The following is a 3,820-nucleotide window of genomic DNA, read 5'->3' as shown; positions in this document are numbered from 1 at the left end:
GTGTTACCGAGGTATACTTACGGAACTTATGGTGATTTAACCAGCCACACCGGCAGCAGCAGTGCGATCTTCCTGTTCAATGGCCGCGACGGCGTGCAGACCGACCGACAGCAACGGCCTATATTACATGCGGGCGCGGTATTATTCCTCCACACTGAAACGGTTCGTGAACGTCGATGTAAAAAAGGGCAACATTCAGGACGCCGAAACCCTGAACCGCTATGCCTATGCCAACGGAGACCCGATAAACCTGATAGACCCATTCGGAACCAGTTTGGAAACGGGGAGTTAAGCTGCAAAGGACGTCGCTCATACCGTATTAGACGGTTTGGAAATCATTCCCGGCGTCGGAATGGTTTTTGACGCGGCAAACGGCGTATGGTATGCGTCCGAAGGCGATTGGGCAAATGCTGGTTTTTATGCAATAGCTTTTATTCCGATTGTCGGTGACATCACGGAAGTTGGAAAAACAGCTAAAGATGCTGTTGAAATTGGAAAAGACGTTGAAAAAATAAGTGAAGCTGCCAAGGATGCAGAGAAGGTTGCTGATGCAAATAAATTAAATCACATCTTTGGAAAGTCCGAACATAATCTTGATAGTTTGTTAGGAAAGTACAGTGGAAATGAGACAAAAGCATTTAACGCCTTGGAAACAGCTACTCAAAAATATGTTGGCGCTAATAATATTACTGGAAATTTTAAAGACATAACTGTAAACGTCAATGGTATCAATGTGACGGTAAGAGGAACTGTAATAAATGGTCAAGTTAAAATTGGAACTGCATTTATTCCGTAAGGAGGATAACCATAATGAAAGTCATAAAAAGTCTTGATGTCTTTGAAAACAAATTGATGAAAATGTTTTTGAATGGTGAAGGAAACGTATTTTCTCGGCTTAAAAAGCAATACATGGTTATAAATGTAATATCAAGAGAACATTCTGATGCCGGATTTTTCACTAATTTTTCGCTTCCTGAAAATAGTGAAGATTTACGTTTGGATAATAAATCGTTCCATATAGGTGATATTGATGGGTCAGTGAATGGAATTGCAGGTGCAGTTGGATTTGTACTTTACATTAAGCATGGAGCAATAGCATTGCTTGAAGGATACACGAACGCACTGAATAAATGGCCCAAGTCCAATAACGAAATAACACTCGAATATGATTCCCCCAATAAAAGAAATATAGATTTGATTATACGAGCGTAAGCACTCATACGAACCGTCTCACCGGCACGGCGGACAAGACGGCCGCGGGGGCGATCATCAACCAGTACGCCTACACCTATGACGCGGACGGCAATATTCTCGCCGAAACATCTTCGGACGGTTCCACAACCGCCACCATGGCCTACGATGCAAACGGCAGACTGACCGACCGGCAGGTGAAGAATGCATCGAGTGTGCTTGTGGCACACAACACCTTTGGTTTGGATGCCGCCGGGAATATCACCAGCGCCAGCGGAACGGGGATGGTCTATGACAAAAACGACCGCCTGACCAGCTACAACGGCACGGCGGTCACCTACGATGCCGACAGCAACATTGACCGGGCGGGCCACTGGGCGCGTTCTCCTACGATTCACAGAACCGCCTGACGGCGGCGGGCTCTGTTACCTACACTTATGACGCGGAGAACAACCGCGTCGCGCAGGCTACCGGCGGCAGTACGACAAAATATGTCTACGACACGACTGCCAGCCTGAGCCGGATGCTGGTGAGCACCGATGCCGACGGCAACAAAACCTATTACGTTTACGGCAACGGCCTGCTCGGCGCGCAGGATGCAAGCGGAAATTACAGTGCCTATCATTACGATTATCGCGGCAGCACAACGGAATTCACCAATTTCAGAGTCAGTGTTACCGAGGTATACTTACGGAACTTATGGTGATTTAACCAGCCACACCGGCAACAGCAAAGCTATTTTCCTGTTCAATGGCCGCGACGGTGTGCAGACCGACAGCAACGGCCTATATTATATGAGGGCGCGGTATTATTCCGCTACGCTGAACCGGTTCGTCAACGCCGATGTAAAGAAGGGCAGCATCCAGACCAGCGAAAGCCTGAACCGCTACGCCTATGCGAATGGGAACCCGGTAAACCTCATTGACCCATTTGGCACCAGCTCGGAACCGGGAAATAATACAGCGGCAACTGTCGCGCACACAGCTTTGGACATTGCCGGATTCATTCCGGTGGTTGGAACCGTAACTAATATTGCGAGCGGTATCTGGTATGCCTCAGAGGGCGACTATCTTGCAATGGGTCTTTCCTTCGCTTCTGCTATCCCGATTGCTGGAGATATCACAGATGGAATTAAGGTTGGAGCGGATGCGGTAGAAATTGGGGGAACGGCTGTTAAGGGTGCAGAGGATGCCTCTGAAATTGCAAAAGCCGCAGAAACATCTGAAAAGGCGCTAAAGGAAATAAGCAATGCAACTAAGCTTGAAGTGGCGGATTCATCATTTTTAGATGAGTCTGGCAAAATAAAGTGGCCTGACAACATGGGATTTGAAGGAAATCCCCAATCAAAATTATTAAGCAAAGGACAAATAATTGATCGTTATGGGGATGAGAGTGGTTTTTTTGCATCACCGATAGGAACATCTTATGAACAAAGAGCATTGCCATATGTTCAAAATGAAAATGCACATCATTTTTATGAAGTAGTCAAATCGATTGAGAATGTTAAGGCAGGCAAAATATCTGCTGCATTTAATCAACCTGGAGGTGGGGTGCAATATCTCCTCCCGGATAATGTTGAAAACTTGATTGAAAGTGGCTATTTAAAGGAGCTTTATTAATGACTATTAAAGAATTAGAAATGAAATTAACAAGTTTGCATATACCCGACAACTGGTATTTCATTGGGGGCTACGGAAATGATGATCAGAAATATTGTATAGTGTCGGAAAATAGGCAATGGAGCGTATATTATAGTGAAAGAGGTGCGAGGTTTAAAGAAAATACCTATAGCTCTGAACAAGATGCTTGTGAGGATTTATTTGAGCGCTTAGTCAATAAGCTCAGCAAACATACTCCGTAGCAGCAATTTACCCACGTAATTGACCCAGAGTGGGAATCTACGTTCCCATAAACATTGCAAACGCAGGGGCTATTGCGTATGGCGTAACGTCTACAGGCGTTGCTGTTGGTAATCTTGCTAAGGATGTGGGGTTGTATTTTTCTGAAACAGGCCCTACATCTAATCAGAGTTCTGTAAAGCTGCCTCAAAACAAATCTACACTAAATCATATTTTTAATGACAACAGCGGGCACGTAATTGATACACCAGGAAATAGGAAGGCACTTGTCGATACTGCAAACGATCCTAATAACTATTTAGGAAAGGATAAATACGGAAATAACTGGTATGCAAAACATCAAGATGATGGAACACAGATTTGGGTAGAGACACGAAATGGACAAATCTGGGATGGTGGAATTAATAATAGCCTTCGGTCTTGGAATGGGCAAACTGGTTTAAAAAACAATGAGGGGTAGTTGCAATGTTATCTTTAAAAAAAGCTTATTTAATAATGTTTAAAACTTTGGAAGACTATTACAATACATCCAAAAACGATAATCTTGGTGCCTTGTTAGGAGCTCTTGATCCAAGTTTATTTACTGGCGATATTCCGGCAGATCAAGCCGCCTGGGACACATGGATAAAGTGTGTTGATTCAGTTAACCACACTGAAAAATTGGACGAGCAAAACACAAAGGAAGCTATAATATTATTTTTAACAAAGTACCAAAACAGTTATGGATTTCATCTTGAAGAGGTAATTGAAAATTTGGAAAATTCCAAAAA

The 3,820-nt window shown here is 44.0% G+C and carries 8 protein-coding genes; all 8 read left to right on the top strand.

Annotation, left to right across the window (positions count from 1 at the left end; genetic code table 11):
• Positions 1 to 61 precede the first annotated feature (61 nt).
• Positions 62 to 292, top strand: a complete 231-nt coding sequence (locus tag ABF463_RS14150) for an RHS repeat-associated core domain-containing protein (protein ID WP_415534628.1) — start codon at positions 62 to 64, stop codon at positions 290 to 292.
• Between the two features lie 36 nt (positions 293 to 328).
• Positions 329 to 796, top strand: coding sequence for a hypothetical protein (locus ABF463_RS14145; protein ID WP_415534626.1), 468 nt, complete (start codon positions 329 to 331; stop codon positions 794 to 796).
• Between the two features lie 14 nt (positions 797 to 810).
• Complete coding sequence (locus tag ABF463_RS14140; RefSeq protein ID WP_415534624.1) at positions 811 to 1,212, top strand: hypothetical protein; 402 nt, start codon at positions 811 to 813, stop codon at positions 1,210 to 1,212.
• A gap of 137 nt (positions 1,213 to 1,349) precedes the next feature.
• The gene (locus ABF463_RS14135; protein ID WP_415534622.1) at positions 1,350 to 1,601 is read left to right on the top strand and encodes a hypothetical protein; all 252 of its coding nucleotides are present in this window, start codon (positions 1,350 to 1,352) and stop codon (positions 1,599 to 1,601) included.
• A 129-nt stretch (positions 1,602 to 1,730) separates the two neighbouring features.
• Positions 1,731 to 2,810, top strand: a complete 1,080-nt coding sequence (locus tag ABF463_RS14130; protein WP_415534620.1) for a glycohydrolase toxin TNT-related protein — start codon at positions 1,731 to 1,733, stop codon at positions 2,808 to 2,810.
• Positions 2,810 to 3,052 (top strand): hypothetical protein, encoded by a 243-nt coding sequence (locus ABF463_RS14125; protein WP_415534618.1) that lies wholly within the window; start codon positions 2,810 to 2,812, stop codon positions 3,050 to 3,052. Before ABF463_RS14130 ends, ABF463_RS14125 begins: the two co-directional genes overlap by 1 nt.
• Positions 3,053 to 3,183: 131 nt before the next feature.
• Positions 3,184 to 3,510 carry a hypothetical protein gene (locus ABF463_RS14120; RefSeq protein ID WP_415534616.1) on the top strand — a complete coding sequence of 109 codons (327 nt, stop codon included), beginning with the start codon at positions 3,184 to 3,186 and terminating at the stop codon, positions 3,508 to 3,510.
• Positions 3,511 to 3,515: 5 nt separating this feature from the next.
• A partial coding sequence (locus ABF463_RS14115) for a hypothetical protein (protein WP_415534614.1) occupies positions 3,516 to 3,820 on the top strand: 305 nt, incomplete at its 3' end.

The organism is Ethanoligenens sp., assembly GCF_047718355.1.
GTDB lineage: Bacteria > Bacillota > Clostridia > Oscillospirales > Ethanoligenentaceae > Ethanoligenens.
Note: the sequence above shows the minus strand (reverse complement) of the source record. Positions and strands in the feature narration are given on the sequence as shown.